The 25,687-nt window shown below is 39.2% G+C and carries 35 protein-coding genes and 1 riboswitch; of the genes, 28 read left to right on the top strand and 7 right to left on the bottom strand.

Annotation, left to right across the window (positions count from 1 at the left end):
- Nucleotides 1–62: 62 nt before the first annotated feature.
- The 6 genes from BME96_RS05325 to BME96_RS05350 all read left to right on the top strand — a co-directional run bounded on the left by BME96_RS05325 (nt 63) and on the right by BME96_RS05350 (nt 3,269).
- Complete coding sequence (locus BME96_RS05325) at nt 63–311, top strand: hypothetical protein (RefSeq protein WP_060678656.1); 249 nt, start codon at nt 63–65, stop codon at nt 309–311.
- A 75-nt stretch (nt 312–386) separates the two neighbouring features.
- On the top strand, nt 387–1,004 hold the full coding sequence (locus BME96_RS05330; protein ID WP_071648508.1) for an NUDIX hydrolase: 618 nt from the start codon (nt 387–389) through the stop codon (nt 1,002–1,004).
- Between the two features lie 59 nt (nt 1,005–1,063).
- Complete coding sequence (gene bamE / locus BME96_RS05335) at nt 1,064–1,639, top strand: outer membrane protein assembly factor BamE domain-containing protein (RefSeq protein ID WP_071648509.1); 576 nt, start codon at nt 1,064–1,066, stop codon at nt 1,637–1,639.
- A gap of 52 nt (nt 1,640–1,691) precedes the next feature.
- Entirely contained in the window at nt 1,692–1,949 is a 258-nt protein-coding gene (locus BME96_RS05340; protein ID WP_071648510.1) for a hypothetical protein, read from the top strand.
- A 288-nt stretch (nt 1,950–2,237) separates the two neighbouring features.
- Nucleotides 2,238–2,675, top strand: coding sequence for a DUF4181 domain-containing protein (locus tag BME96_RS05345; RefSeq protein WP_071649961.1), 438 nt, complete (start codon nt 2,238–2,240; stop codon nt 2,673–2,675).
- Nucleotides 2,676–2,699: 24 nt separating this feature from the next.
- Nucleotides 2,700–3,269 (top strand): nucleotidyltransferase family protein, encoded by a 570-nt coding sequence (locus BME96_RS05350; protein WP_071648511.1) that lies wholly within the window; start codon nt 2,700–2,702, stop codon nt 3,267–3,269.
- Nucleotides 3,270–3,311: 42 nt separating this feature from the next.
- Here BME96_RS05350 and adhP read toward each other — a convergent pair whose 3' ends face one another.
- Nucleotides 3,312–4,334: an alcohol dehydrogenase AdhP gene (gene adhP / locus BME96_RS05355; protein WP_019375632.1), complete on the bottom strand. Its 1,023-nt coding sequence runs from the start codon at nt 4,332–4,334 to the stop codon at nt 3,312–3,314.
- 235 nt (nt 4,335–4,569) lie between these two features.
- Between adhP and BME96_RS19770 the strand changes: the two genes are divergently transcribed.
- The gene (locus BME96_RS19770; protein ID WP_060678663.1) at nt 4,570–5,826 is read left to right on the top strand and encodes a thermonuclease family protein; all 1,257 of its coding nucleotides are present in this window, start codon (nt 4,570–4,572) and stop codon (nt 5,824–5,826) included.
- 117 nt (nt 5,827–5,943) lie between these two features.
- Here BME96_RS19770 and BME96_RS05365 read toward each other — a convergent pair whose 3' ends face one another.
- The 3 genes from BME96_RS05365 to BME96_RS05375 form a co-directional block, all read right to left on the bottom strand.
- Nucleotides 5,944–6,246: a hypothetical protein gene (locus BME96_RS05365; protein WP_071648512.1), complete on the bottom strand. Its 303-nt coding sequence runs from the start codon at nt 6,244–6,246 to the stop codon at nt 5,944–5,946.
- A 117-nt stretch (nt 6,247–6,363) separates the two neighbouring features.
- Nucleotides 6,364–6,915, bottom strand: coding sequence for a cupin domain-containing protein (locus BME96_RS05370; RefSeq protein ID WP_019375635.1), 552 nt, complete (start codon nt 6,913–6,915; stop codon nt 6,364–6,366).
- Nucleotides 6,916–6,992: 77 nt separating this feature from the next.
- A complete protein-coding gene (locus tag BME96_RS05375) occupies nt 6,993–7,280 on the bottom strand; it encodes a hypothetical protein (protein ID WP_019375636.1) in 288 nt (95 codons plus the stop codon).
- Between the two features lie 132 nt (nt 7,281–7,412).
- Here BME96_RS05375 and BME96_RS05380 point away from each other — a divergent pair, with 132 nt between their 5' ends.
- The 10 genes from BME96_RS05380 to BME96_RS05430 all read left to right on the top strand — a co-directional run bounded on the left by BME96_RS05380 (nt 7,413) and on the right by BME96_RS05430 (nt 13,731).
- On the top strand, nt 7,413–7,931 hold the full coding sequence (locus BME96_RS05380; protein ID WP_060678666.1) for a GrpB family protein: 519 nt from the start codon (nt 7,413–7,415) through the stop codon (nt 7,929–7,931).
- A 166-nt stretch (nt 7,932–8,097) separates the two neighbouring features.
- On the top strand, nt 8,098–8,520 hold the full coding sequence (locus BME96_RS05385; protein ID WP_071648513.1) for a YwqH-like family protein: 423 nt from the start codon (nt 8,098–8,100) through the stop codon (nt 8,518–8,520).
- A complete protein-coding gene (locus BME96_RS05390; RefSeq protein ID WP_071648514.1) occupies nt 8,517–8,792 on the top strand; it encodes a YwqI/YxiC family protein in 276 nt (91 codons plus the stop codon). The genes BME96_RS05385 and BME96_RS05390 overlap by 4 nt, the downstream gene beginning before the upstream one ends.
- Nucleotides 8,793–8,816: 24 nt before the next feature.
- On the top strand, nt 8,817–9,071 hold the full coding sequence (locus tag BME96_RS05395; protein WP_071648515.1) for a T7SS effector LXG polymorphic toxin: 255 nt from the start codon (nt 8,817–8,819) through the stop codon (nt 9,069–9,071).
- 98 nt (nt 9,072–9,169) lie between these two features.
- Nucleotides 9,170–10,549: a T7SS effector LXG polymorphic toxin gene (locus tag BME96_RS19355; protein ID WP_083547421.1), complete on the top strand. Its 1,380-nt coding sequence runs from the start codon at nt 9,170–9,172 to the stop codon at nt 10,547–10,549.
- Nucleotides 10,550–10,569: 20 nt separating this feature from the next.
- On the top strand, nt 10,570–10,887 hold the full coding sequence (locus BME96_RS05410) for a hypothetical protein (protein WP_071648516.1): 318 nt from the start codon (nt 10,570–10,572) through the stop codon (nt 10,885–10,887).
- Nucleotides 10,859–11,263 carry a transposase gene (locus BME96_RS05415; protein WP_231478673.1) on the top strand — a complete coding sequence of 135 codons (405 nt, stop codon included), beginning with the start codon at nt 10,859–10,861 and terminating at the stop codon, nt 11,261–11,263. Before BME96_RS05410 ends, BME96_RS05415 begins: the two co-directional genes overlap by 29 nt.
- Nucleotides 11,264–11,458: 195 nt before the next feature.
- Nucleotides 11,459–12,187, top strand: a complete 729-nt coding sequence (locus tag BME96_RS05420; RefSeq protein ID WP_071648517.1) for a hypothetical protein — start codon at nt 11,459–11,461, stop codon at nt 12,185–12,187.
- A gap of 181 nt (nt 12,188–12,368) precedes the next feature.
- Complete coding sequence (locus BME96_RS05425; RefSeq protein ID WP_060678672.1) at nt 12,369–13,343, top strand: nuclease-related domain-containing protein; 975 nt, start codon at nt 12,369–12,371, stop codon at nt 13,341–13,343.
- A 91-nt stretch (nt 13,344–13,434) separates the two neighbouring features.
- The gene (locus BME96_RS05430) at nt 13,435–13,731 is read left to right on the top strand and encodes a hypothetical protein (protein WP_071648518.1); all 297 of its coding nucleotides are present in this window, start codon (nt 13,435–13,437) and stop codon (nt 13,729–13,731) included.
- Between the two features lie 20 nt (nt 13,732–13,751).
- On the opposite strand, the gene BME96_RS05435 is transcribed toward BME96_RS05430, so the two are convergent.
- From BME96_RS05435 to BME96_RS05445, 3 genes are read right to left on the bottom strand one after another with little or no spacing between them, the layout of a single operon-like run.
- Nucleotides 13,752–14,462 carry a hypothetical protein gene (locus tag BME96_RS05435; protein WP_071648519.1) on the bottom strand — a complete coding sequence of 237 codons (711 nt, stop codon included), beginning with the start codon at nt 14,460–14,462 and terminating at the stop codon, nt 13,752–13,754.
- Nucleotides 14,462–15,337 (bottom strand): ATP-binding cassette domain-containing protein, encoded by an 876-nt coding sequence (locus tag BME96_RS05440; protein ID WP_071648520.1) that lies wholly within the window; start codon nt 15,335–15,337, stop codon nt 14,462–14,464. Before BME96_RS05440 ends, BME96_RS05435 begins: the two co-directional genes overlap by 1 nt.
- Nucleotides 15,327–15,710 carry a GntR family transcriptional regulator gene (locus tag BME96_RS05445; RefSeq protein ID WP_071648521.1) on the bottom strand — a complete coding sequence of 128 codons (384 nt, stop codon included), beginning with the start codon at nt 15,708–15,710 and terminating at the stop codon, nt 15,327–15,329. The genes BME96_RS05440 and BME96_RS05445 overlap by 11 nt, the downstream gene beginning before the upstream one ends.
- A gap of 273 nt (nt 15,711–15,983) precedes the next feature.
- Nucleotides 15,984–16,169, top strand: a riboswitch (cobalamin riboswitch).
- A gap of 235 nt (nt 16,170–16,404) precedes the next feature.
- Between BME96_RS05445 and BME96_RS05450 the strand changes: the two genes are divergently transcribed.
- Genes BME96_RS05450 through BME96_RS05500 form a run of 11 tightly spaced genes read left to right on the top strand, consistent with a single transcriptional unit; the run spans nt 16,405 to nt 25,676 of the window.
- Nucleotides 16,405–17,403, top strand: a complete 999-nt coding sequence (locus BME96_RS05450; protein WP_071648522.1) for an ABC transporter substrate-binding protein — start codon at nt 16,405–16,407, stop codon at nt 17,401–17,403.
- Nucleotides 17,366–18,433 (top strand): FecCD family ABC transporter permease, encoded by a 1,068-nt coding sequence (locus BME96_RS05455; RefSeq protein WP_071648523.1) that lies wholly within the window; start codon nt 17,366–17,368, stop codon nt 18,431–18,433. Before BME96_RS05450 ends, BME96_RS05455 begins: the two co-directional genes overlap by 38 nt.
- Entirely contained in the window at nt 18,433–19,944 is a 1,512-nt protein-coding gene (locus BME96_RS05460; RefSeq protein ID WP_071648524.1) for an adenosylcobinamide amidohydrolase, read from the top strand. Before BME96_RS05455 ends, BME96_RS05460 begins: the two co-directional genes overlap by 1 nt.
- A complete protein-coding gene (gene cbiB, locus BME96_RS05465) occupies nt 19,898–20,863 on the top strand; it encodes an adenosylcobinamide-phosphate synthase CbiB (protein WP_071648525.1) in 966 nt (321 codons plus the stop codon). Before BME96_RS05460 ends, cbiB begins: the two co-directional genes overlap by 47 nt.
- On the top strand, nt 20,838–21,914 hold the full coding sequence (gene cobD / locus BME96_RS05470) for a threonine-phosphate decarboxylase CobD (protein ID WP_071648526.1): 1,077 nt from the start codon (nt 20,838–20,840) through the stop codon (nt 21,912–21,914). Before cbiB ends, cobD begins: the two co-directional genes overlap by 26 nt.
- Nucleotides 21,896–22,459 (top strand): bifunctional adenosylcobinamide kinase/adenosylcobinamide-phosphate guanylyltransferase, encoded by a 564-nt coding sequence (locus BME96_RS05475; RefSeq protein WP_071648527.1) that lies wholly within the window; start codon nt 21,896–21,898, stop codon nt 22,457–22,459. Before cobD ends, BME96_RS05475 begins: the two co-directional genes overlap by 19 nt.
- On the top strand, nt 22,456–23,298 hold the full coding sequence (locus BME96_RS05480) for a cobyric acid synthase (protein ID WP_071648528.1): 843 nt from the start codon (nt 22,456–22,458) through the stop codon (nt 23,296–23,298). Before BME96_RS05475 ends, BME96_RS05480 begins: the two co-directional genes overlap by 4 nt.
- Nucleotides 23,288–24,088, top strand: coding sequence for an adenosylcobinamide-GDP ribazoletransferase (gene cobS, locus BME96_RS05485; RefSeq protein ID WP_071648529.1), 801 nt, complete (start codon nt 23,288–23,290; stop codon nt 24,086–24,088). The genes BME96_RS05480 and cobS overlap by 11 nt, the downstream gene beginning before the upstream one ends.
- Nucleotides 24,046–24,672 (top strand): histidine phosphatase family protein, encoded by a 627-nt coding sequence (locus tag BME96_RS05490; protein ID WP_071648530.1) that lies wholly within the window; start codon nt 24,046–24,048, stop codon nt 24,670–24,672. The genes cobS and BME96_RS05490 overlap by 43 nt, the downstream gene beginning before the upstream one ends.
- Entirely contained in the window at nt 24,624–25,055 is a 432-nt protein-coding gene (locus BME96_RS05495) for a bifunctional adenosylcobinamide kinase/adenosylcobinamide-phosphate guanylyltransferase (protein ID WP_071648531.1), read from the top strand. Before BME96_RS05490 ends, BME96_RS05495 begins: the two co-directional genes overlap by 49 nt.
- A gap of 33 nt (nt 25,056–25,088) precedes the next feature.
- On the top strand, nt 25,089–25,676 hold the full coding sequence (locus tag BME96_RS05500; RefSeq protein WP_071648532.1) for a cob(I)yrinic acid a,c-diamide adenosyltransferase: 588 nt from the start codon (nt 25,089–25,091) through the stop codon (nt 25,674–25,676).
- Nucleotides 25,677–25,687: the final 11 nt, after the last annotated feature.

Raw genomic sequence — 25,687 nt, forward strand, 5'->3', positions numbered from 1 at the left:
GGGCTTGTTTTTTTATCGTAGGGTTAGTAGACTGTGGCGAGTGTAGTAAGGAGGTTATACATATGAAATTAATAGTGTCTATTTTAGTAAGCACGCTTCTGGGCCTTATTTTATTTATGCTGGGATTACCTGGTGGAATTATTGCATTTGGAATTATCGCCGGGTGTCTATTTTATGGGATTTATTTATTGCTAAGCTTAAGGGACCAATTGGCTGGGATCGCCAATCATTTTCATATAAAAGAAGAGGAGGAGGGAGACAAGATAAGTAACGAAGAAATTGAGAGAGAATTAGAGAGTAAGTGGGACTAATAATTTTCGGGCAATCCGAATGGGAATGTTTTATTTACTGGAAGTTTTTACATTTTGTAGAAAAAGGTGATTGATATGAGTGATAAATGGCTGGAATGGGCGAAACGGATTCAATCCCTCTCTCAAGCTGGATTAACTTTTTCAAAGGATATATATGATATTGAGAGGTATGAAGAGTTAAGAGAGATCAGTGCCGAAATTATAGAAGAGTATACGGACCTGGAAATGGAAAAGATTAAAGAACTATTTACAAATGAAACAGGCTATCAAACTCCTAAAGTGGATATTCGCGGGGCTGTTTTTAAGGATAATAAAATTTTGCTAGTAAAGGAAAAAGTGGATAATAAATGGTCATTGCCTGGTGGTTTTTGTGATGTAGGTATTTCACCAGCTGAAAATGTAGTGAAAGAAATAAAGGAAGAGTCAGGCTACGAAACACATGCGAGGAAATTAGTTGCTTTACTGGATATGAATAAACATGACCACCCAGCTCAACCTTATCATTATTACAAAATTTTTATGCAGTGTGAATTAGCTGGAGGTAAGGCAGAAACAGGAATAGAAACAAAAGATGTGAGATTCTTCGCCGAAGATGATCTGCCAACTCTTTCAACAGGTAGAAATACAAAAAAGCAGATTAAGATGCTGTTTGAATTTGCGAAGAACCCAAACAAAGCAGCTGTGTTTGATTAGGAAGAGAGATGAGCCTGTGCTTTGCTTGTTTTTAATAAAGAAGTATTGGGGGGATGATTATGCAACAAAAGCCAAACCAGTTATGGCGAATTTTTTATTTTTATGGGGGATTCTATCTTCTTCTGCAGGTTGGATATATTCTTTTCATTCATCTTATGCATTCAACGTACAATGTAGTTAGTATAAGTTTTATTATGCTTCCATTTATTGCTTTCATATTATTTCAGTGGTCTTTATGGAAGAAAACAGAGCAAAACAGAAGAAGAAAGCAAAAAAGCATCTTTGCGGGAATTGCCCTCATTGGAATTGCTCCTGTTCTAATCTGTATGATCATGCTCGGTGTTAATGAAGGTGAGACGCACTTCACCTCTGAAAAATGGATGCAGGACGACACGGGAAAAAGAGTGTACATGGTGGACGATTTATTAATTGACCATGAGATCGGTGGAAAAACAAGGGAAGAAGTTTTCAGCCTTCTAGGGGAGCCGACTATTACAGAATATTTTAAAAATGATAATAATATCGTTTATCATCTTGGAAACGAGCGAGGGCTAATTTCTATTGATAGTGAATGGTTAGTCATTGATTTTGATAAAGAAGATAAAGTGAAAAAATATGCTGTAGTAACGGATTAATTAAGATGAAAGCCAATGATGTTTAAGTCTGTTAAAAAGGAGGGATTTTCAAGTGCCAATCATTTTGTCTGTTATTTTAGTTATTGCTCTATTAATTTCTTTTAATTATCTGATTCACAAGAGAAAGAAAAATGGTATTACCGGTTGGAAGACGCTGCTCACACCTATAAGCTTCTATCTTATTGCAATTACAAATTTGCTCGCTTATTGGGTCAATTTTATGGGGATAGTGAATTGGACACTCACCGTTATCTTCCTCATGCTAGGTGCTTATTTCACAAAATATATGCCTGTAGCTGCCGAAAGATAGGGAAGTTGGTGGGAGGCTGACTCGGATGGGGGAGTCGGTGTCTCGGTTGGAGCTCACTGTGTCGCGGATAGAGGGGCCGGTGTCTCAAATAGGATAGCCTGAGTCTCGGTTAGAACCTATTTTGTCGCGGTTGGTAAAGTCGTTGTCTCGGGTGGGGTTCGCCATGTCTCGGTTAGCCGTTATTGTGTCGCGGTTGCTGGATAGACTGTCTCGTTTGGGGGGATATGTCGCGGTATGAGCTTCGCATGTCTCGGTTCACTATTAATCTATGAAGAGAGTGGGAAAATAATGGAATATGTTGAATTTGATTGGTGGAAGTTTATTCTATTCATGATTTTAATCGGGTTATTCCTCGCTGGTATTGATAGACTCATGCGGAAAGTCTTTAAAGTAGAGAAACGAAAGAGTTTTTCACATAATCATATAAATGAACAACATAAAAAATGGGATTGGACTCTCCGTATTGTTGTTTTTAGTCTAATGGTTGTCTCCTTATTTATAAATGTGAGCCGAGACATGAGTGATTTTTGGTACTTGGCACCATGGACGCTTATATTTTTACTGATTTTTCTCTCTGAGGGCCTGCGGGCATTTATGGAGTGGAAGTATGCTAGTAATCAAAGGCAATATGTTTACACAATCAGCATGATAGGGGTTTATATTATCTTCTTGGTTGCCGTACTTTTAATAATAAACAGTAAAGGCTTTGAGGTATGGCTTTATTAGTCAGTTTAGGAAAAGGGGAAGCAAATGCTTAAATCCAAAGAGGATATTGTACACTTATTGAATTCAGATAGAGAAGTGATGGAAATACTGCAGGTGGTAAAGACATTAAATTTACCGGATTGGTGGGTTTGTGCTGGCTACATTCGAGCAAAAATTTGGGATGCATTAAGTGGGTATGATGAACCAACACGTACCGCGGATGTAGATGTTATTTATTTTAATCCAAACCAGTTGGATGAGCAGATAGAAAAGCAGCTGGAGGAAAAATTAATTAGTTTGATGCCACATATTCCTTGGTCGGTTAAAAATGAAGCAAGAATGCATGTGGTCAATCAAATCCCAGCCTATACTTCTGCTGAGGAAGCTATTTCTAAATTTCCCGAAACAGTAACAGCACTTGGGCTGAAGCTGGATCAGGAGAATAAGATGATACTTACAGCGCCATGGGGGATCACGGATGTTTTAGAAATGGAGGTAAACCCAACTCCATATTTTCTAGAGACAAAAGAGCGTATGGCTATTTATGAGAAAAGAATAAAAGAAAAGGACTGGACCTCAATTTGGTCGAAAGTGACGGTGAGTGATCAACGATAGATTAAAGGAACCTGAACACAGCAGGTTCCTTTAGTCTATCGTTTATTTCTTGTGCATATCAATAACCATTCTTCCTTGAATTTTACCTTGTTCCATTTCTTCAAAAATATCATTAACCTCATGCAGGCATCTGGTTTCTACAATAGGAACGACCTTCCCTTCAGCCCCAAATTGGAATGCTTCTTGCAAATCCTTTCTTGTCCCTACAAGAGATCCTACTACCTGGATACCATCTAATACCGTCTTTACAATTTCCAAGTCCATTGTTTCAGGTGGAAGACCTACGGCAACCACTTTGGATGTAGCACGGACAGAATTAACAGCTTGGTTAAAAGCAACCTTGGAAACGGCGGTTACAACTGCAGCATGTGCTCCACCGACTTTTTCCTGAATCCAATCACCTGCATCTCCATCTGTAAGCGGATTGCAAACAAGATCTGAACCTATTTCTTTAGCTAACTCTAACTTATCATCATTAATATCAACAGCAATTACCTTTGCGTTAAATACATTTTTAGCATACTGGATCGCTAGGTTTCCTAAACCACCACAACCATAGATCGCAATCCATTGACCTGGTTTTATATCAGCAACCTTAATTGCTTTATAGCAAGTAACACCAGCACAAGTTATACTACTTGCTTGCGCAGGGTCCAATCCTTCTGGAACTTTTACAGCATAATCAGCCTCGACAATACATTGTTCAGCCATGGCTCCGTCGACAGTAAAGCCGGCATTTTTAACATCTCTACAAAATGTTTCTCGACCAGTTAAACAATACTCACATGTTCCGCATCCTTTATAAAACCAAGCAATACTGACCCGGTCGCCTACTTTAATGCTTGTTACATCATCTGCAACTTCTTTAACAATACCAATACCTTCGTGGCCTGGTACACGTCCGGGAACTTCTCCAAAATCGCCTTTCGCAACGTGTAAGTCAGTATGACACACACCACAGTATTCTACATCTACAAGGGCTTGCCCTGGTGCTAGCTTCGGTAATTCAATTTCCTTAATTTCCAACCGACCTTTGTTTTTAGCACTCACTACAGCAGCTTTCATAAATAGTTCCTCCCTTAAGCGATTGGTTTGTGAATTATTTCACAATTATATATTACCTTGTTAAAAACAGAATTGCAAGTTGAAAAATAAACGGAATAAGAAAAAATAGGGTTTACTGCAAACTGTTAAAGTAATCGATGGACACGTTGAAAGTAATTTCTGGTAAACTAATCACATATGATACTCCAATTTCATCAGAGAGCATTTATATTTTCATTATTTAGGGGGACATAACGTGAAGAATTTTATAAAACAAGTGCCAGGTTTTCGGTCTGACACGACATGGAAGAAAGTGATTGCAAGTATTGGATATATTTTTTTACTATTGGGCGTATTGCCCGTAGTGCTTCAAGGGTCACTTGTTGATTCATTATGGAACGGTGCACAAGTCATTATGATGATCGCTTTTGTGGCAGCAGTGATCGCATTATTTAAAGGTAATGTAAAGCTTCTACATATCGTAAATCGCAAGGTGGCAATTCTTGTGCTCGTCGTTTCTCTTATTGCAGCAGGAGCAATGCCTTTTCCTGCTGGTAGTGAACAGGCTGAGGTTCAAGAGCAGGAGACTGATAAAGCAGAAAATAACGAACTGGAAGCGGAAAAAGCTGCTGAGAAAGAAATAGCGAACTTAGAACAGAAAGAAAAACCTACATCTGAGCAAGATACAGCACAGAACGAGGAGAAGGAAGCATCTAAAGAAAAGCAGTCAGTGAAGCAAGAAAACGAATCTGCAGCAGAGGAGCAAGAGCAGTCAGCTAAGAAGACGGCAACACCACAAAAACAGGCAGATCACGGACCAGACGCTCAGGTGACGAGAGTAGTAGATGGGGATACGGTTAAAATAAAATTAAATGGACAGGAAGAAACAGTGCGTCTTTTACTTGTCGATACACCGGAAACCAAACACCCATCCAAGCCAGTACAACCATTTGGCCCCGAGGCGAGCAGCTTTGCCAAGCAAGAGCTTTCTGGTAAGCAAATCGAAGTAGAGTACGATGGGCCGAAGCGGGATAAATATGGTCGGCTTTTAGCTTACATTTGGGTGGACGGGAAAATGTTCAATCAAATGCTGCTGGAGGAAGGTCTGGCAAGGCTTGCTTATGTATATGACCCACCATATACATATTATCAAGAATATATGAAGGCACAAAACAGAGCTAAAAATAAAGAAAAAGGGATATGGTCGCGTGATGGCTATGTCCGTGATGATGGCTTTTATTATGGAAGAGGCACAGAAAAAGATTCTTCTGGGAATAATAATAGCAGTTCTACAGAGGAAAAAGCGTCTGAAAATGAAGCCAATGAGGGAGAAAAAGGTTCTTCTTCAAGTACTTTGAAATATGATCCAAACGGTCCAGACCGAGATTGTGGAGATTTTGATACACAGCAACAAGCGCAAGATTTCTTTGAAGCAGCAGGTGGCCCCGCAAAAGATCCGCATCGGTTAGATGGTCGGGATGGGGATGGAATTGTATGTGAAAGCTTACCATAAGCCTTTTTTAAGGTGGTAGCTTTTATGAAACAGGGCAGATGGAGTATTTTTCGGTTTGCGAGTGCACAATAGGCATAGACTTATAAGCTGCGTGCCTTTGTTTACCGAAGCCTTTTGTCAAATTCCAATAAAATAGGCTAAACCAAACGGAAGTAAAAATAGAATTCCTGCACAAGCTAATAAAATGCCGGTAGCAGTTCGCGAAAGCTTTTTCCGGCCTTTTCCTTTATACCATCCGGAGAACTGGAATTTATTTCTGTATAATATAAATAGAAGCACATAAATAGCCAAACCAGCCATCCAACCGTATAATTCGGTCGCTTCATTTAGGATATAAACGTTCCCAATTATTCCCCAGGTTAATCCACCAAGCAAGCCAAAAATAAAGATGATACGGAAAAGCTCCAGCAGCACGCGCATATAATTCTCTCCCCTTTAAACAGTTATTCTATTTCTATGTTATATTTTACCACAAGCTGAAGGGGGAAAATGAAAAAACATCAATCCTTAGCGATTGATGTTTTTTACATCAGATGATTAGTAATTTTCTGCTGCCATCGATTCTTCTTGTGTACGATGGATCGTGCCGAATGGATGCTCAGGTGGGGCGTATATTGTATACAGCTTTAATGGTTTGTTTCCTGTATTTATTAGATTATGCCATTTCCCAGCAGGCACCATAATAGCATAATCCTCAGTAACCTGTCGTTGAAAATTCAAGTTGCTTTCCGTGTTGCCCATTTGGACAACGCCTTGCCCTTCCTCAATTCGTAAAAACTGATCTACATCTGGATGGACTTCCAATCCTACATCGCCGCCCACAGGAATGCTCATCACAGTCACCTGTAAGTTATCTCCAGTCCAAATTGCAGTGCGGAAGTTATTATTCCTCTTTGCTGCCTCCTCAATATTAATTACATACGGTTGTTTTCCATAATCCTTTAAGCGTGTTTCCTCTAATGGTAAGTGGTCATTTGGTACGAATGGTGCATAACCGTGTGGATAGGCAGGATAGCCGTATTGTCTGGTGTAATCAATTGGTAGATTAGTAAAGTTCATATATGGACATGTGTAATAATAATGATGCATATTATCATCCCTTCACAATTTTCATCACCCTATTTTATGCAGAAGGGAGGGCAAATGTACCAAGCATCACTTTCATATTAGCCGATGCCTAAAAAACTTAGACCAATGCCGAGAGCCAATGATGTTAGAAGAAAGCATGGGATCGATAGAATTAATTTTATTTTTATTGGTATCGATTGCATTTTTTTCTGAAATAAAATTGTTAAGAAATAGAAGAGCAAACCCAGAAGAAAAAGAATCATAATGCCAGCAATGATATCGATTACTGAAAAAGGTGCACCAATATATGGAGATAAAAAGAATTGAACAAGAATAATACTGCAAAAAATGATGACTTCAACTAATAAAAAGATAATATAGCGCATGTTCCAACCTCCATTATTTAACTACTATATTATACAATGAAAACAGAAACTTCAGGTAAAAGGTACAATGTATACTCGGAGAAAAATAGAAAAGAATAAGAGACAAACTAATGCGTAAAAGGAGTAATTACAATGAGAAAAGTACAAGTATGTCCCTATAATCCAACATGGGCAGACAAGTTTAATGAAGAAGCAATAAAGCTACAACAAATTTTCGGAGATCTGTTAGTGCATATCTATCATATTGGGAGTACATCTGTACCTGGTCTAAAAGCCAAGCCTATTATCGATATCATGCCAGTAGTAGAGAATATCACTCTAGTAGATACATATAATGAGGGAATGCAGCGTATTGGATATGAGCCGATGGGAGAATACGGCATACCGATGCGCCGGTTTTTTCGTAAAGGAGGAGAAGACCGAACTCATCATGTTCACATTTTTGAAATCGATAGCCCCGAAGCGATAAGACATCTGGCATTCAGAGATTACTTGCGAGTAAATCCGGCTATAAGCGAAAGCTATGGAAATCTAAAGCAGCACTTGGCAACACAATTTCCCACTGATATGGAAAGGTATATAGAGGGGAAAAATGATTTTGTAAAAGAAATAGAAGCAAAGGCAGTAAAATGGTACAAAGAATCCAAATAGAAGTGTTAGGACTTTCTAACTACATTTACTTGTGGAATTACATATTTTCTCTAAAAAGAGGTACTTTTTAATCTTAGAAAAATTTCCCATTTTACGTATAATAATAGTATCTGAGAAAAAATGTATGCATATTTATACCTAATTGCACGGATGGGGGCAGAAATAAATGAGTATTCTTTTATGGATTAGCATCCAAATTTTAAGTTTGCAGGGTTCCGTCCATTTGCTTGAACAGCGAATAGAGGAAAGAAAAAAGGATCTTGCTCGGCTACAGCAAACAGCTACAAAATTAACGGCTTGTAAAAGTGATTTTGTGGATAAGAAGAGCTTGTGCATGCAACCCGAGCTGGGTACAACCACATGGCACGGGGAATTGGCGACAGCTTTTGATAATTTTCGTAAAGAGCAGCTCCATGTCAGCTATATGGCTATACCGAATGAACAGATGAGCGCAACATTGGGAGAACTACAGCGTGAAATGAAGGCCATTGAGGAGGAAATCGCCGGATGGGAGCGGACGGTTTCTTCTTTGCAGACAAATATTGATGCTTTATTTGAGCAGAAGAGAGAGGAGTTAACGAAGGGATGAGCACAGAAATAAAGTTAGCCAGCGCCCCAGTTGAAAAAGCGCTGGAGGAATTAAAAACATCTATCCAAGGATTTGAAGTATCGTTTGCGGAAATGAAAGGCGACAATTCACTTGAAATGGTAGATAAATTAGAAGAGATGAAGAAAATATTTGAAGAACTTGTCACATCCTATCAAACACTCTTACTGGATTATGCTCAAGCAACCGTTCAAGCAGTTGAAAACTTGAAGGAAACGGATGAATCTGTAGCCACATCCATTCACCAAAAGTAGTGTAGAGCAAAGGGGGGAGCTTACTTGAAAGTATTGGATGTGGAAAGCCTCAAGAATAATATTACAACATCAACTAAACAAATAGATGCCTTTCAGGACAAGATCACAGGGCTCCAAAAAGCAGTTCGTGGCATTGTATCCTTGGAGGATTCTCTAAAAGGTACGGGTGGGGAAGCAATTCGAGGGTTTTATGATGACTGTCATCATGTTTATGGCAAGAGATACGTCCAGTTCCAGTGCCCAGCGACTAGCGCAACTTCCTTCCTCTCCGTACGATAAGGCAACATCAATTCACTCCGTTCATCGTGTTTTCTTTATCTCCTCCGAGTCAGTCCAGTTCGTACGTCGCTAATCAGGGCACTTCCACTTTTGATGATATGTACCAATTCTTAGCTGATTTTGAAAAAACTCTAGAACAAATGCAGCAAAGTGTACAAACATTTGAATCATCTTCCGAAGGCTATATAAAGCAAGAATATCTGGAAAATGATGTGGAAGAGGGATTGGATAAGGTGAAGCGAGTGGCTGAAGGTCTCAGTGACGAGGCAAATATAGCACTGGATGAAGTGAAAGACATTGTGACACTAACTAAAATTGACCCAGGTGAGCTTGTTAAATCTGTCCAGACAGGGAAGCAGAAAACGAATAATACATTAGAAAATCTTCATGAACTGGACCGCACCCAAACCGCAGCACTTGAAAAAGTAGAGAAAGATCTATTGGTGATGAAAAACTACATAGAAGAGCTGAGTGGAAAGTTTAAAAGTGGTGAGGTGCAGGTTGGGGAGTATAACAGATTTGCTTTAGAGACAAGTGAAACTCACAATAAAATGATGGAAAAAATTTATCCTTTGGAGAGCGCACTTGAAAAGCTTCAGTCAAATTTTGCATATATCGCGCCATATATGGCCATGCAGCTTCCGCATAAGATGTTTCCTCTCTCCTATCGTGGCCATTCAGTTAGTAAGACCCCCATGAATTTTGATAAGATAGAGACATCAGTAGAGTATCAGCAGCTAGCTGAACAAAATAAGCTCTCTGTCCAAGAGGAAGAAGCCATATCTAAGTATTTAAAGAATTTGGATGAAAAAGATGTCAGCTTCAACGCTGACGATGTTAAACAACCTGATTATGGACCAATTACGTTTTGGGACAAACGTAAAGTAGTTGGTGGAAACTCCTCATTGGCAGGTACACCAGATGGTCTTGCTGGTTATGCGACCATGGCTTACCACTATTTTACCGATGACATCGCCACCGTTATGAATAGTGAAGCAGCGATAAATGAACGTGCTTTATCAGGATTTTTTCTACTCCTAACCCCATTCAAACTACTGAAACCATTGGATGATGTAGCAGGTGCGAAGAAAGCAGCGGATGTGGGGAAGGTTGGTAAGGGTATGGGTGAAATTGGTTGGAGTATGTCAGTAGGTGGAGGAATAATAAATGAGAGAAAGTATTCGCAGCATGCTTTGGAAAGAATGGCACCTGACATTCCTGAAGTGAAAGCTACTTTAACAAATAGAGCAATTAAAAAAGCTGAAGATTTAGGGTATAAACCGCAAACAAAGGAATTTAGTGACTTTATCAAAAAATACGTAGATCCAAGAGATATTCCACCTTCAGTTATTGAAGATGCTATAGCGAATACTAAAAAGATACCAGGTAATAGAAGCGGAACGTTTATTCACGGAACCCAAGATATCAAAGTAATTATAAATGAAGTAGGCGATGTTATTACAGTTATACCGAAATAATTAATAAAAGGATGAATAGGATGTTTATAAAGTATGATGAATATGATCTATTAGAACTTTTTCTAAGTGAGCCAATAAGTATCACAGGCAATACAGATGATGGGGAGTTAATTTATACTTATAGAGATGGACAAAACTTTAAGGTGATTTTAACAATGGATGTATATCAACAAATGGTTAGTCTAAGTTTAACATTTAATGATTTAATTGTGTTTACAGGGGACTTTCATAATGTAACAAGTATAAAAAAAGATGACAAAGTCTTAATTATGTATGTGGAGAAAGAAGAGAGGCTAAAAGTGAAATTTTTTGAGCAAGTTGGAGTGCAGTTACTTTAATAATGTAACTGAAAAAACATGTAAAATGAATGATATTTTTGTTAAATCGCTTTATGAGTCTATAGTTAAAGAGAACCTTCAACTATACAAAAATTTGTATGAAACAACGAATGTTACTTCTAAAACAGATGAATATTGGAAAAACGCTATTGGTTTTTACGAAAGTTTAACTGATGAAAATAAAGATACTTTAATGAGAATAATTGAACAAACCATGATTGATACCATTTCTAACATGCTAGGTGTAATTGATGGAAGCTCAACTTTAAATGATTGTCCGTTTGAACTCAAATTACTGCTTGATTCTAACGACACAGAAGGAGAACTACAAGATCTTTTTTTAGAATTAATAGAAGAAAGAGATAGCAACAGCTAATTGAAGGTTTGATTACAGAGATTAATCTCACAAAAGATAATTATATAGCTCTAAAAAATTTTATAACCTTGGCTGGCTAAATGCTATTCAAGGTTTTTTATGCTTTAATCTTCATACGGTTAAGTCAGACAAAACCATTGCTAATTAGTTTAAGTAACGTATTATAAAAAGAAATTCGTTGAAGGAAGGGCATAAATGAGAATTGATCAAAACCTAAGCAGAAAGCAGTTACCTTTACAATTTAATAAGATGTTATCTTTTATTGATACATTTAATATTAAGCCTGGAATAACTATATTTTTAATTATCTTTTTAGATACAGCATTGCTGCCGTTACTGTACCCACGAGTTCATATTATCTGGATTATAACCATGCCTTTAATCTGTTTTATTCATATCTGGGCATTAAGAATATTATTTAAAAACCCATATTCTGTACAATTTGAAGCTATTTTGTTTACTGGTTTTTTGGGAACAGTCGCCTCAATCATCCATCTTGTGACTTTTTTGAAGATGAGTTATTACAATTTAAATATAGGATCCAGCTTTTTTTACGTAACATCTGGTACTGTATATGCTTTAATTGTAGTGCTGTTAGTCATCTATTATATTAAAAGTTATTCTAATATAAGAGATAACAAAAGAAAAGCGGGAACAAGCGTAGTTAAATATAGTAGTTTAATAGTTATTGCTCCTACATTAGGATATGTAATCGCTCAGATTGTAATTAATAAATCTGAAAACTTGACGAATATAATGTTGCTTGCCGTATTTGCTTTCTTTTCAATATTAAATGCAAATTTGGCTGTTAAATTTATATACAAATATTTTTTTATGAAAAAGAATAAACATTTAATTCATTTACAAGAACCAACGAAAAAAATAAAAAAAGAATTTCAAGAGAAGGGAATTGTGATTAAATAATGAATAAAACTCTCCTGGAAACTGCATAGTTATATTCGGATATAAGTTTAAACATCAATACAGAAAAATTAAATCTATCGTTTATATAATAGGACTTTTATTTTATTTATATATGATTTTACCTTTTTTGCAGAAAAATTCCTTCATTTGTCGTAAAATGAAGATGGAAGGAGTTTTTGGATTGGAATTAATATACATACCCATCATTATTTTATTAATTGGACTTAGTCTGTTTTTGTTTTTTAGACAGAAAAAACAACATAAAATATTTATGGAAGAAATTGAGAGAAACCACTCAGAAACTGCTGCAACAATTCAAGAGGCGAATGAATCGCATAAAACAGAATATGAGAAATTGGAAAGTAGCTTATATCAGCACTATCATGATGAAATTAAAAGAATAAATGATAATTTTGTACAGAAACTAAATGATAAAGACAAATATATTGAAACACTCCAGGAATTTTCTATTAATAGAGGCGAAGTTGAGACACACAACCTGTTACAGGAATTAAAGTATGAGCTGGTTGGAGAAGGAGTAATTACGTACAATGAAATGATTATCGGTGGTAATTTGTTTGTACCAATATGGGAAGACGGGAATTTATATACAAGGCAAATCGATCATTTAGTACTCCTGCCGACGGGTGTTTACGTAATTGAAACGAAGCACTGGGCGGGGACAGTATTACATGGTGTCACTAAAAATAACCAAAACGATGAAACACTTTCTATTTTATTGGATAACATGTTTTCAAGCTATGAACTAAAGAAAGAACAAACCCTTGTTATTAAAAAGATGTTAAACAAAAATAGAAAAGTCGATGGAAGAAGTCAGCTTGAATTAAGGCTATTGTCATATGGTAATCCAGCTGCTCAAGTGATGAGAACAGCATTGGAATTAAGAAAGCTTCTTCTGAAGGAAAATAAGAAATCCAATTTTGTGACGCCGATTGTATATTATAGTTATTCATCTGACGAGGAAAATAAAGTAATTAATTACTCGGAAAATCAAAATGTAAATGTGTGTATTGAAAAAGAAGAATTAGCTGCATTTTTCAAGAATCAACTAGCCGAGGAGAACACGCTTTTCACAGCATCTGATTTAGAAAATATTTATCGGATTTTGAAAGCAAAAAATAATATTGATAGATAGGTCATTAAGGTATGGATAGCTTTAATGGCTTATTTTTTTGCCGATTTGGGGACCCGCCCGACAATGAGAGACGGCACGTTCAAATTAAAGAGTGAGTTTCGATAAGATAGAGGCATCAATAGAGTACCATCAGCTAGCTGAACAAAATAAGCTCTCTGTCCAAGAGGAAGAAGGCATATCTAAGTATTTGAAGAATTTGGATGAAAAAGATGCCAGCTTCAACGCTGACAATGTTAAACAACCTGATTACGGACCAATTACCTTTTGGGATAAACGTAAAGTAGTCGGTGGAAATTCTTCTTTAACAGGTACATCAGATGGTCTGGCATGTTATGCGACCATAAAAGCAAAGCAACTAGCTGCCTGGCAACCAATTGCTTTAGTGTAGTTTAGAAAGAAATGTTGTGTTTATTTCATTTTCACTCGAATATCTTTTACCAATTGGTAGTTTATTACTAACATCCCTGCACTGATCAGGATTAAGATGATTATAGAAGTGAAAATAGAAAGTGAGAGACCCTCAATAGTAAAGCTATAAAGAGAGACTGACTCTCCATTTATAATGCTTTCCATCATCACGAAGAAAAAGGCGATGACACAAGCAACGATTCCTTTCCACCAATTATACCGGTAAAAAACATGACCGATAAACCAGCCAATCATATAATAAAGCCAAGAGGTCACCGTAGATAGTAAAAAGAAACCGATCCAATAACTAAAGCTATGCGATTCCATCGATGTTAAATCGGTTAAATTCAATAATGATAATATAGATCCTTCCAGTAGAGAGAGTATAATACCGATGATTCCAAGGGTTAGTGCAATTAGGAGAGAAGCGATGCTCCCGCCTATAAAGTAAGTTTTGCGTGTAAGTCCATGTTCTATATAATGGCGAAGAAACGAAAATACCATCATAACCCCGATGACAAGCATGAGAACAGAACTGGATTCATTTGCAAAGTAAATAAAATGATCGATGATCGGTACCTCTTCACTGAGATAGTGCGCAATCCAGTGAACCCCGCGAATGGTAATAATGACAGCCCAGTACCAAACTGACCATTTCATCCATTCTTTGTAAAGCTCTTTTATAACGGTTCTATTATAATGTTGAAGCATTAGGCTTCCTCCTTAGTCAGATGTGTGAATAGATGTTGAAGGGAAGTTGGGCTAACTTCAAGATCTTTCGCTTTTGCGCGTGCCCACTCCTCCTCCGTAAATCCGCCATAAAGTGTTGTGGCCTTTGTTCGACCAAGGCTTTCCGTGTGCAAAATGTGTTTGTTGGAAGTTAATTCATCCACAGAATTTTCATCTCCAATTAGTTTAACGCCTCTGCTTGTGAACGTTTCGAAGTCTTCATCAACGATGAGCTGGCCCTCGTGAAGGATGAGTACATGATCAAATAAGTGTTCCATTTCAGAGACTAAATGCGTAGAAAGAATAAACATCCTTTCACTTCTGTTATGTTCTTCTAATAGCTCCTCATAAAACATTTCTCTGGTTGGAGCGTCCAGGCCTAAATAAACTTCATCAAAAATTGTAACTGGTGTACGATTTGCCAGCCCAAGCATGACGTGAAAAGCGGCGACCGTTCCCTTTGAATATTTACTGAGCGGTTTGTTCAGATCAATCTTAAACTTCTTAATAAGCTTGGCTGCATAGGCCTTATCAAAATAAGGACGATGTAGATGAACCGATTCAAGATATTTGTTTGCTTTTTCAACTATTTCATCTTGATAAACACGATCGTAACCAAAGTGAATATCCTTTGTGTGTACAGCATGCTCAAAGAGTGCTTCACCATCATAGATGATGGTGCCTGATGTAGGAAGATGATAAGAAGCAATGAGGGATAACAAGGATGTCTTTCCAGCACCATTCCTTCCAATAAGACCGTAAATGTTACCGGATTCCAATACAGTAGAAACATTTGTCAGTGTATTTTGGTTTTCATATTTTAAAGAGATCTTTTTAATTTCGAGTTTATGACTCATTATGGAGCTCCTCCTTTGTTTTCTTAATCAAATTAATTAATTCCTCTTCAGAAAGATTCAGTTTTTCAGCCTCTATAATCATATTTCGCAAATCAACAGAAGCAAAGGTTTCTTTCCTTTTTTGCAGCAATTTCTGTTGAGCTCCCTCTGTGACAAACGTGCCTATTCCTCGTCTCTTAAAAAGGATTTCAGCTTCAACTAATTGGTTTATCCCTTTTGCGACGGTAACATGGTTAACTTTATAGAAATTAACCAGTTGAGTGGTGGAGGGGGCTTGTTCTCCCTCTTTTAGAGTGCCTTGAACAATTTGGTCTTCTATTTTCTCTCGAATCTGTAAAAAGATTGGTTTATCGGATTTAAAATGTTGAGTCATTCTACCATCGCCTTTAAGTTTGTTATATGGTTATATAGTACACTATAATACCATAGCAATGCAAGAGTAACTTTATAGATAAATTGTGGGCTAATAATGATGTCCTATTTGTCGGTAAGAATATCCTTACGTATACTCTAGAAGTGCACTAGCCTGAGATGCTAATTCAAGCCATAGTAAAACTGTAGTCCCCTTAACCAAGAAATTCTTCGTTCCTCCTCCTGTATAAAATGACATGCCCCACAAAAAAATGTATAATGAAGGCAGTTACAATCTTATTCATAGGGTGCAGGTGATTTCTGTTTAGAAATCGTAAAAAGGGAAGTTGGTGAGAAGCCAACGCGGTCCCGCCACTGTATTTGCGAGCTAGCTGTGTGTTACCACTGTACGTTAGTATGGGAAGGGACATAGCGAGTGTTGACCATAAGCCAGGAGACCTGCCTGCTACCCCGATGCACCACAGCCTACGAGGAATAGGAAGGTGTAAAGGAACAGGTATGCATATTATTAAAACCTTTTCTTTTACCATTCATCTTCATTTCTTGGAGATGTTTTTTTCATTTCCTAGGAAATAATGACTGGGTAAATGAGCCGTATGTGGGGGTTCACATTGGCAGAAAAGATAGTTTGCACGTTCACATCCTTTACATAATCATTTCTCTCACAGGTATATAACTTAAAGGAGGAGAACAGATTGAAAAAGCTTTTATCATTTTTATTTGTATTAATCGTAACACTTGGTCTTCTGGTCGGTTGCGGGTCAGGTGATTCTGGTGACAACGATGCTTCGAACAAAACGAAAGACGAGGAAACAAACACAGAACAAACAGAAGAAACCGGGCAAAGTGATTTTCCAGTTACCTTAACAGATGCAATTGACAAAGAAGTAACAATAGAAGAAAAGCCGGAACGCATTGTATCATTAATTCCAAGTAATACGGAAATTGCTTTTGCGCTAGGATTAGATGAAGAGGTTGTTGGCGTATCTGATCATGATAATTATCCGGAAGCCGTACAGGAAAAGGAAAAAATCGGTGGAATGGAATTAAATATTGAGAAAATCATTGGTCTAAAGCCAGACCTTGTGCTTGCACATGCTTCCAGTGCACATAATGCAGAGGCTGGGCTGCAGCAGCTGCGTGATGCAGGGATTAACGTATTTGTCGTTGCAGATGCACAGAATGTTGATCAGACATACGAATCCATTCAACAAATTGGAGACATCACTGGTACTACGGAAAAAGCAGAGGATATTGTCGGTAACATGAAAGACGAGTTTGCGAGTCTGGAAGAGAAGGCAGAAACGGTTAGTGAGGAAGATCGTAAATCTGTTTTCTTTGAAGTATCTCCTGCCCCAGAAATTTTCACTGCTGGGAAGAATACATTTTTCGATAATTTATTGCAGATCATCCATGCAGAAAATGCAGCAAAGGAACAAGACGGATGGGTGCAAATCGATCCAGAGTCGATTGTAAAGCTTAATCCGGATGTGATTGTAACTACATATGGTCATTACGAGGAAAATGCCGAGGAGTCCGTATTGAGTCGTGATGGATGGGATAGTGTTACTGCAATAAAAAACGAAGCTGTATATGATATTCATTCAGACTTGATTAGCCGCCCAGGTCCACGTTTAGTTGAGGGTGCAAAGGAGCTTGCGAAGGTTGTCTATCCGGACGTTTTTGCAGAGTAAATATATAATAGCATATGCCGTATCCATATTATTCCTTATCGCTGCCGCCATTACTGCCATATCTGTTGGCAGTGTGACAGTGCCGGTGGGGGATATTGTGCATGTGATAGCAGCCCATCTGTTCCATTTCCCGGTTTCCGATCAGGTGGATCCGATGTATGAAAATATCATTTTTCAAATTCGCTTACCTCGGGTGCTATTAGCTGGTCTGGTAGGATCCTCTCTTGCAATTGCAGGAGCGGCTTTTCAGGGCTTGCTGCGAAATCCATTAGCAGATCCGTACATTCTTGGAGTATCTTCAGGAGCATCTGTTGGTGCGGTGATTACTATATTTTTCAACATTAGTTTACCTTTCTTAGGTCTCTATACCTTACCGGTTTTCAGTATTGCAACAGCATTGCTTACCATTTTGATTGTGCTGTTCTTTGCTCGTAAAGTGGAAAAAACAATGCGGGTGGAGACAATTATTTTAACGGGGATTATATTCAGTTCTTTTTTAGGGTCATTTATTTCCTTGATGATTGCGCTTACAGGTGACCAATTGGAAGCAATTGTCGGCTGGTTGCTTGGTAGTGTATCCATGAGGGGGTGGGACTATGTCGGTATTATTATTCCGTTCTTTATTGTGGGAGCCCTTTTGCTTATGATCAACAGTAAAGAGTTGAATGCCATGTCGTTTGGAGAGGAACGGGCACAGCATTTAGGTGTTGATGTGCAAAAAAGAAAAATGATTATTTTAGCCGCTGGATCGATATTAACAGGTGCTGCTGTTGCTGTTTCAGGAGCCATTGGTTTTGTTGGGCTGGTGATTCCACATTTAACGCGACTTTTATGGGGACCGGACCATGTCCATTTACTTCCCTTATCCATTATTACGGGATCAGGATTTTTGATTTTAACCGATTTAGTATCCCGGACGATCATCTCCCCACGTCTATTGCCGATTGGTGTGATTACCGCATTAATTGGAGCACCGGTATTTGCGGTGATTTTAATTAAACAACGAAAAGGAAGTAGAGGCGGTTTGTAATGTTGCATCTTGATCACGTTTCCGGAGGGTATGATGCAGAAGCGATTGTCCAGGACATTCATTTTTCTGTAGACAAAGGAGAGTTCTTCGGTATATTGGGACCGAATGGAAGCGGCAAAACAACACTATTAAAAATGATTAGTGGGTTGCTGCCATGTATAGAGGGCTCCATATCGATTGGCGAGCAACATATAGGTGATTTTTCACGAAAGGAGCTTGCCAAAAAAATGGCTGTCCTGCCACAGCTTACATCACATGCCTTCCCATATACGGTAAAGGAAACAGTAGCATTGGGAAGGTATGCACATCATAAAGGGCTTTTCCAGACATGGACAGCAGCTGATGAACAGGTTGTTCAGGAAGTGATGCAGCAAACAAAAATTATCTCCTTCCAGGATCAGTCTGTGCAGGAGCTATCTGGTGGGGAGCAGCAACGGGTGTTTTTGGCTCAGGCATTGGCCCAGGAACCGGAGATTTTGTTGCTTGATGAACCGACGAACCATTTGGATTTGGCCTATCAAAAAGAATTATTGGATTTATTGAAGCAAAGGGCAATCGAGCAAAAGCTAACTGTCATTTCTATTTTCCATGATGTAAATCTTGCGAGCCTGTATTGTGACCGGCTGCTATTATTATCACAAGGAAAGACAATGGCCTTACATGCACCGGATGGCGTCGTGACCGAGGCGATGTTAAAGGATGTATACCGAACAGATATTAAAAAGCATGCCCATCCGACAATAGCGAAGCCACAGATGCATCTTGTGCCTAAATATGAGGATACTGCGAAGCATCAGGTTATCATCAATGCTTCCATGCTTGAATGTGGGGAGGATCATGTTGCACTACGTTCTCCGAAACCATTACGCACGTTATCTTCCGGTGTTTGTGGGGCAGGGATTGGCTGGCATCAGCAGTTTGTCAATCGCCATGTATCTAAAGACTATGATTGTTCCGATCATCATGAGGATATGCATGCATATTTGGAAAAGCATGCCTTTGACGTGTCACAAACGGTCGGCATGATGACAGCTGTTCAACTAAAGGACGCAGCTTATGGAAGCTGGGAAAAAGAGAACTTTTCGTTATTAACGGTTGTAACAGCGGGTGTCGGTAACGCTACGGATAGTACAGAAGTAAAGGCAGCTGCCGGTTCCACTCCTCAGGGTACGATTAACACTTGGATTTTTATAAATGGAAAGCTATCTGAAGAAGCATTTATTCAGGCTGTGATTACAGCAACTGAGGCAAAGGCAAAAGTGCTTCAAGAGTTGGATATTCGGGATAAACGTACAAATACAGTTGCTACTGGAACCTCAACAGACAGTATATTAATTGCTGCAACACAATCAGGTGCAGATTTGCCCTATGCGGGAACAGCAACCGAGCTGGGAGAATTGATCGGAAAGAGTGTTTATACAGAAACAAAAAAAGCACTCAAAAATTATAAAAAGAGGGGAAATTATGATTCTGCATCATTTACTCAGCATCACATTTGCCCTGATTATTGACCGGCTCATTGGCGATCCACCAACATGGCCACATCCGGTGAAAATGATTGGCTCGCTTATTTTGCGGCTGGAGCGATTTCTTAACAAAGGAAAACATCGTAAAGCAAAGGGAACCGTCCTGCTTATACTTATTTTAGTAATCGTCTTCCTTGTTACATGGGGCATTGTCCTGGCTGCTTATCAGATACATAATATTTTAGGGATCGCAGTAGAAGCAATGCTTATTGCTACAACGATTGCTCAAAAAGGGTTGAAGGAAGCTGCGCTTGGTGTTTATCAACCACTGAAGGATGGCAACATGGAGAAGGCGAAGCAGCGTGTCTCTATGATTGTTGGCAGAGACACAGCGAATCTTGATGAAGGTGAAATTACGAGAGCTACAGTGGAGACGGTGGCAGAAAACTGTAGTGATGGTATTACTGCACCACTATTTTGGGCATGTATTGGTGGTGCACCGCTGGCCATGGCGTATCGTGCAGTGAATACATGTGACTCCATGGTTGGGTATAAAAATGATCAGTATCTTTATTTTGGCTGGGCTTCGGCCCGTTTTGATGATGTTGTAAACTGGATCCCCAGCAGATTAACAGGCTTTTGCATGATGATGGCCAATCGTTCAAACATACTATTAAAAAGACAGGCATTATCGCAGCTTAGACAGGAAGCGAAGAAGCATCCAAGCCCAAACAGTGGCTGGGGAGAAGCAGCTGTAGCAATCCTTCTTGGTGTTCAGCTTGGTGGTGTGAATTATTATAAAGGAATAAAATCAGAGCGTGAACGGATGGGACAAGCCATTCACCAACTGCAAAAAGAACATATTATACAGACGAATCGCATCATGACACATACGGTTTGGCTGTTTTTTATCTTGTTATGGATAGGAGGGGGCTGCATTGCACTTACCAGCACATGGAGCTAACACACAGCATCTGTATACAGCTTTAGGAATGGAAGCACCAGCCACCATTATTGATTTCAGTGTAAATACCAATCCATTAGGCACGCCAGCTTCCATTCAAGCATGTTGGCAGGACTGGCTGCAAGCGGTGTATGATTATCCAGATCCGCATTATACCGAATTGAAGCAACAAATAGCCACGAAGGAAAAGGTAGAGCCTGCAAGCCTGTTACCAGGAAATGGCGCTGCTGAGCTGATTACATTGATCGCCCGTTTTCTTCATGGTAAAAACGTTCTTATTGCCCAGCCGGCTTTTTCGGAATACGAAACGGCATGCCGCGTTGAGGATTGTAATATTTCCTATTATCAGCTTAAACCACCGGCTTTTACATTGGATAAAGAAGTACTACATAAGAAGTTACAAGCTGCAGACGCAGTGTTTTTTTGCAATCCGAATAATCCGACCGGAATCGCATTTGATGAACATGTAATGAATTGGCTAATAGAAGCATGTGAGGAAGCAAAAACATTGCTGATCCTGGATGAAGCTTTTTATGATTTTGTTAGTCCACCTGCCACAGCTATTCAGAAAGCCAGTAATTCCCCATATTTACTCGTTCTTCGTTCGCTTACAAAGATGTACCATATTGCCGGGTTACGTCTCGGCTATCTTGTCGGACATCCGGAAGTGGTGGAGCAAATCGGTAAAAGGCAGCCGCACTGGGCGCTTAATGGCATCGCATTAAAAGCAGGAGTTTCTTGCCTTCTGGAGCAGGAACATGTGAAGGATACAACCAATTTCATTACAAAAGAGAGAGATAGAGTGTTTCACTTTCTTCAACGATCCGATTATATCCATAGCGCTTCTGCAGTAAATTTTTATTTGCTGAAGGATCCAGCAGCTGCATCACAAGAAAGCTTATATTATTTTTTATTAGAAAAAGGACTTGTATTAAGACATACATATAATTTCCCTGGTTTGGAGGGGAATTGGCTCCGTGCAGCAGTGAAGAAGGAAGCAGAAAACAATCAATTGATGGAGGCTCTCGTACAATGGAAGAAGGAAGAATGATTCTCATTTCCGGCGGCGTACGTAGCGGAAAAAGTGCCTTTGCAGAAAAAATCGCAACAGATCTACATTTGCAATCACCAAACACAAAACTCCATTATATTGCTTGTGGTGTGGCATCAGATAAGGAAATGATGGAGCGTATTTTACGGCATCAGAAGGACAGGCATGCTTCCGATGTATATTGGGAGACATGGGAATGTGCATATGATGTGTATGAAATTGCTTCTTCATTTGGAAAGACAGATATTTTGGTATTGGATTGTGTAACAACACTACTTAATAATTATTTATTCCTGAGGGAAATGGAAGATGCAGAGCAAGTGATTCAGCAAATTTGGAAAGATGTAAGCAATTTACGAAAAACAGGCGCAGCCATCATTCTCGTATCCAATGAGGTTGTTCACGAGATTCCTTCCTCCACCGAGCTTGTTCAGCGCTATCAATATATTCTTGGCAAGCTGCACCAACGAATTGTCGGGGAGGCGGATAGCGCTTATCTCGTAGAAGCAGGGATCCCTGTCTGCATGAAAGGAGAAAGAGGATGAAAGGAATCATGATTCAAGGAACAGCATCCAATGTAGGGAAAAGTTTGCTTGCAACGGCGCTGTGCCGGTTATATGTAAATAAAGGTTATGCTGTCGCTCCTTTCAAGGCCCAGAACATGTCCAGTTTTACGATCCCATTGGGAGAGGATATAGAAATGAGTATTGCTCAATTTCAGCAGGCACAGGCGGCTAAAATTGAGCCTTCTGTATATATGAATCCAATTGTCTTAAAACCATATCCGCAGCAAGAAACAGAAGTACTATTTTTGGGAAAAGCTCAAGGAAAGCTTCAAGGAAGTACGTTTAAGTCGGTATATTATGATCGTGCAAAACAAGCCGTTCAAACAGGCCTATCTGAACTGGAGAAGAAGTATGATCTGTTGGTGATCGAAGGAGCAGGCAGTCCTGTAGAAATGAATTTAAAGGACCGGGACCTTGCGAATATGGCGATTGCCGAGCTGGCTGATGTTCCTGTTATTTTGGTTGCAGATATTGACAGAGGCGGGGCTTTTGCAAGCATTGTAGGCACACTGGAGCTGCTGGCACCTGAAGAAAGGAAACGAGTGAAGGGGTTAATTATTAATAAATTTCATGGTGATATGACCACCTTTTCTTCTGGCAGAGAGTGGATCGAACGACATACAGGGTTACCTGTACTTGGGGTAATTCCTGGTTTAATGCATCACATCAAGGAGGAAGATGAGCTTGGTGCAAATGGTGAGCAGAAATCCGGCATGCCTGCAGAGGAGGATTATGAGGAACTTGCTGCTCAAGTGGAAAAATATATTGATTGGCAAAAGCTATTAGCAATCAGTCTGGGTGAAAATCATGCTTACTAGACTGAAAGATATCTTTATTGGCATCGGGATTAATTTGCAATTTTTTACGACCATCCCCTTACGCAGAGAACTACCAATGGAGCAGAAGCATTTATCGTATGCATTATATAGTTTTCCGTTGCTGGGGCTTATCCAAGGGAGTATTTACGCACTATTTTTATTCATCGCACAAACTCTCCCTTTATCGGACATACTAGTGACACTTGTTTTATGGCTCGTCCTCATTGCTTTATCTGGGGGTATCCATTTAGATGGTTGGATCGATACAAGTGATGCCTACTTTTCTTTTCGGGAAAAAGAAAAACGCTTAGAGATTATGAAGGATCCACGTGTTGGCGCATTTGGTGTCCTTTCTATCATCGTGTTTCTGTTCGTTCGATTTATTGTTTTATATGAATTAATTGGTTTTAACGAAAAAATATATGTATGGGTCATACTCATTCCTTTTCTTGGTAAAATGATATTAGGTGCATATCTACAAGCATTGCCTGCAGCAAGAGAGTCAGGAATGGCTTCCTTTTTCAAGCAAGGGGCCAGGAAAGGCATTTGGCTTGCTTACGTTCTCTTTCTTTTATTAATGGGTCTGTTTCTTCTGTTTTATGCTAAAGAATTGCTTTTAGGCTATGGCATTTTGGTTTCTACGCTTGTCCTGCTAGGCTATGGCATTGCTGGAAAATTAGTGAAGAATTTCGGAGGCATCACTGGTGATACGTTGGGTGCAAGCTCAGAAGGGATGGAATTGGCTTTATGGATAATGGTGTTGCTGTTACACTCTTTCGCCATGGTGTGACACAAGCAAATCTTGAAAAAAGGTATGTAGGCTGGAGTGATCCACCAATTACAATGGAAGCGAAACAAAAGCTTATGGACATAGCTGATGCTTTACCGAGGTTTGATCTCTGTGTAACAAGTGATTTAAGACGTTGCAGGGAAACAGCAGAATGCCTCGCGCCAAATATACCTATCCTTGAAAGAAAAGCATTCCGAGAACTGCATTTTGGTGAATGGGAAATGCAAACATATGAGACCCTCTGCCATGTATCAGCATATCGTGAATGGATCAATCATCCTTTTAAGGTGAAGCCACCTGGGGGAGAGCGTTTTGCAGAAATGGAAGCACGCGTTGCGGCAGGGTGGACACTTTTAAGGGAGCAGATCGATAAGGAACAGCATCGGGAAACTCTGTTAGTAACACATGGTGGGGTGATCCGTCTGTTATTATCAACCTTCACACGAGAAAAGAAACATTTTTGGGAATGGCATGTACCACATCAGCGTGGATTAAGACTTTTTTGGAATATGGCGGATTGGAAGGAGGGAAAGCAATGCACTTCGTTACAGGAGGTGCCTATAACGGAAAGCGAAAATGGGTGAAAAAGCATTACCCTATTACATCCTATTGGTGCTCTGCCTATGATAGTGCTCGTTTGGAAGCCCCTTTAGAAGCAGAGAATCTCCTTGTCGTCGTACTAGAGGGAGTGGAGCAATGGGTAGGTAGGCTGCTGGATGAAGAAGTAGCAATTGCTACGATTCGTGAAAAAATGGCCCATGAGATTCAAGCATGGTTGGAATGGGAAAAGGCAAATGACAAACGAAAGCTCATCATCATCGGAACAGATATTACCAAGGGCATTGTCCCAATAGAAAAACGTGACAGAATGTGGCGGGATGCAGTAGGCTGGGTGTATCAGGATATAGCTGAAAGAGCAGAAAAGATGGATGTTATCTGGTATGGCGTGGCACAGCAACTGAAGTAAGGTTTTATACAATTAATAAAAGGAGTGTTATAGATGCGATTATATACAAAATCTGGGGATAAGGGTCAGACAAGTGTTATTGGAGGCAGACTGGATAAGGATGATATTCGAGTGGAAGCATATGGCACGATTGACGAACTGAATTCTTTCGTTGGCAAAGCGATCTGTGAATTAGATAAGAAGATGTTTAAGGATATTATCGATGATTTGGAAAAAATCCAACACGAACTGTTTGATTGTGGTTCCGAGCTTTCCAATATTAAAAAGGAAAGAGAGCATAAATTAACCGAAGAACCTATTACGTATATGGAAAATAAAATCGATGACTTTATTGAAGAAGCACCAGCATTGGAGCGTTTCATTTTACCTGGAGGTTCAGATGCAGCCAGCACCATTCATATTTGCCGCACTGTTGCACGAAGAGCAGAACGAATGATTGTTACTTTGATGAAAACAGAAGAAGGAGTTTCTCCAATTCCGTTAAAATATGTCAACAGACTGTCAGATTACTTTTTTGCTGTAGCACGAGTTATCAATGCCCGTCTGGAAATTCCGGATGTAGAATATATCCGAAGTGCTAAGGTTTTCCGTGGCAGCAATAAAAAGAAAAAAGAGGAATAGGAGCAGTTCTC

Origin of the sequence: Virgibacillus halodenitrificans, assembly GCF_001878675.1 — a bacterium.
GTDB classification, from domain to species: domain Bacteria; phylum Bacillota; class Bacilli; order Bacillales; family Amphibacillaceae; genus Virgibacillus_Q; species Virgibacillus_Q halodenitrificans.